This is a genomic window from Kitasatospora sp. NPDC096204 (genome assembly GCF_044763205.1).
Taxonomy (GTDB): domain Bacteria; phylum Actinomycetota; class Actinomycetes; order Streptomycetales; family Streptomycetaceae; genus Kitasatospora.
On the sequence record NZ_JBIWFT010000095.1, the window covers coordinates 1 to 2,582 of the forward strand.

Annotated in this window: 2 protein-coding genes; both read right to left on the reverse strand. The window is 69.7% G+C overall.

The features are described from left to right. Positions 1-122 precede the first annotated feature (122 nt). Positions 123-914, reverse strand: a complete 792-nt coding sequence (gene istB / locus ACIQ87_RS40250) for an IS21-like element helper ATPase IstB (protein WP_402417234.1) — start codon at positions 912-914, stop codon at positions 123-125. Further along, entirely contained in the window at positions 914-2,443 is a 1,530-nt protein-coding gene (istA, locus tag ACIQ87_RS40255) for an IS21 family transposase (protein ID WP_402417237.1), read from the reverse strand. Before istA ends, istB begins: the two co-directional genes overlap by 1 nt. Between the last annotated feature and the right edge of the window lie 139 nt (positions 2,444-2,582).

The window sequence follows — 2,582 nt, forward strand, 5'->3', positions numbered from 1 at the left end:
CCGCCCGTTTGTCAACGGCTTTGTAGTCCGCCCCGGTGGCGGCCAAGCGATATCCCCGCAGGTGGAAGGCATGATCGCCCCGCCTGCGGCCAGATATTCTCCCCACCCTCGGTCGGGGTGGGTCAGCTGAAGGGCTTCACTCCCTTCCCGGTCGTGGCCTCGGTCAGCCTGAATGAATCACCCTGGGTGACGACGACGTGGGCGTGATGGAGGAGCCGGTCGACGGTGGCCGTGGCCAGGGTCTTCGGCATGATCTCGTCGAATCCCGAGGGGTGCAGGTTGCTCGAAACCGCGATCGAGCGTCGCTCATAGGCGGCATCGACCAGGCGATAGAAGCCCTCGGCGGCGTCCTCGGAGACGGGCAACAGGCCGATATCGTCGACGATGATCAAATCGGATCGGATGATCCTGGCCAGTGCCCGTGCGATCGAGTCGTCCGCGCGGTGGCGGCGGACCAGCGACCCGAGGTCTTCGATCGTGAACCAGGAGACCGCCAGGCCGGCCTCGACCGCGGTCTGGCCCAGGGCCTCGGTGAAGTGGCTCTTGCCCGTCCCCGACGGCCCGCAGATGCAAAGTGACTCGCGGCGGCCGACCCATTCCAGCGTCTTCAGGGCGTCCTGGGTGGCCCTGGGGATCGAGGACTTGCCGTCGTCCCAGTCGCCGAAGGTCTTCCCGGTGGGGAATCCGGCCCGCTTGCGGCGGGTGTGCAGGTTCGCGCGGTCGCGGCCGGCGGCTTCCTCGGCCAGCAGGACGCGGACGACCTCGGCCGGGTCCCAGCGCTGGGCCTTCGCGGTGGGGATGATGTCGGTCAACGAGCGGCGGATGTGCGGGAGTTTGAGGCGACGAGTGAGCTCAATGGCCTCGGCGAGCGGGTCGCCGTTGGTGCCGGGAACGGTGCGGAGCGGGGCGGCCATCAGGTCAGATCGCTTTCGTCGAACTCAGGAATGTCGGTGGCGGGGCGGCCGAAGGAGGACCAGGCGCCGGTGCCGGGTTGCAGGGAGTGGTCCTCGCTGCGGCGGTGGGGCTCGCTGTGCTCGTGGACGGCCTGGTAGTCGAGGATGGACAGCAGGTCCGCGTCGGCGAACCGGCCGGTGACCGCGGCGGTGCCAAGCGCGCGGTCGACATCCGGTGCGGAGTGCAGCTTCGCCAGGGCGACGGCCTCGGCTATCTTCGCCTTGATCCTGCGGACGCCGGCGGCCGCGGCTTCGACCAGCCAGGACGCCGCCCCGGGGCCGAGCGCGAGGAACGCGGCCTCGTCCGCGTTGGTCGCGCGCGGGACGCGGTCGGTGTTCTTGTCCGGGCGCGGTGGGTAGTGGGCGTCGTCCAGGACCGGGGAGCCGGGTTGTCCGCGCTGGTGGCGGGCGACCTCGCGGGCCGGGCCGTGTTCGTCGGCGGCGGTCACGATCAGCTCGTCGCCGTGGAAGCGGGCCCAGACCCGGGTGTCGATCAGCTGGTGCGGGACCGAGTAGCGGACCGCCTCGACGGAGATCGTGGAGTCCCATGCGACGCGGCGGGTGGTGCCGAACGCCGCGGTGAACGGGCTCTTGGGCAGCGGGTGCAGCCGGTGGGCCTCTTCGGCCAGCCGCTCGACGGGCTTGCGCCGGGTCGCCTTGTGGATACGGGCGTTGACCTCTTCGGTGAACTGGCGGCAGGCCGCTTCCAGTTCACCGAAGGTCTGGTAGTGGTCGCGCAGGTTGACGTCCTTCGGCACGAGATCGGCCTTTGCGATCTTCACCGTGGACTCCGAGCCGCCCTTGCTCTCCGGGTCCGCGGGAACGCAGGTGCGGATCGTCGTGCCGTAGTGCCGGGCGACCTCGACGACGTCGGGGTTGCGGACCGCGATCCCGGCGACGTGGTCGGTGGTGACCGTCTTCTCGTTGTCGGTCAGCACGTAGGCCGGGACACCGCCGATCCGGCGGAACGTGGCGTCCAGGCAGGCCGCGACCGTCGGGAGCGTCTTGTCCCAGATCGGGATGACGACCCGGAACCGCGACCAGGCCAGCCACGCGCAGAACAGCGTGGTCTTGCGCCCCTTGATCACCGGACCGTCGCCGAAGTCGTACTGAAGCCAGAGCCCCGGCTCGGTCACCCACGGCCTGTAGACCCGCCGCCGACCGGCCCTGAACTGGGCCTTCGCCTCGGCGACGGTGCGGCGGGTGGTCCGTTCCCCACCGGTGAAGCCCATCGCGGTGATCCTCTTGTGGACCACGTCCGCGCGGATCTTGCCCTGCGAGCGGACCACCAGCTCCTCGATCTTCGGCAGGTAGTCGTCGATCTGCCGGGCCCTGTGCCGACGCCGGTCGGGCTGCTGCCCGGCGGCCCGCATCTTCACGTACCGGGCAACGGTGTGGTGGTCGCACCCGGCCAGCTCAGCCGCAGCGCGGTAACTCCCCGTGAGGTCGTATGCCTCCAGGATCTCCATGATCTCCTCGCTGTTCTTCACCCGCTCCAGCGTCGCCGAGCGGGACTACAAGGGACGAGCGGGGAGAAATATCTGGCCGTACCCGGGGAAACCCGTGGCCACAAAATGCGCCGTATACGGCCGCCAGCGGGGAGCTTACGAAGACCGCCGTCACCCGTTC

Coding starts and splice junctions, on each gene's coding strand:
- istB (WP_402417234.1), bottom strand. CDS start 914: ATGGCCGCCCCGCTCCGCACCGTTCCCGGCACCAACGGCGACCCGCTC.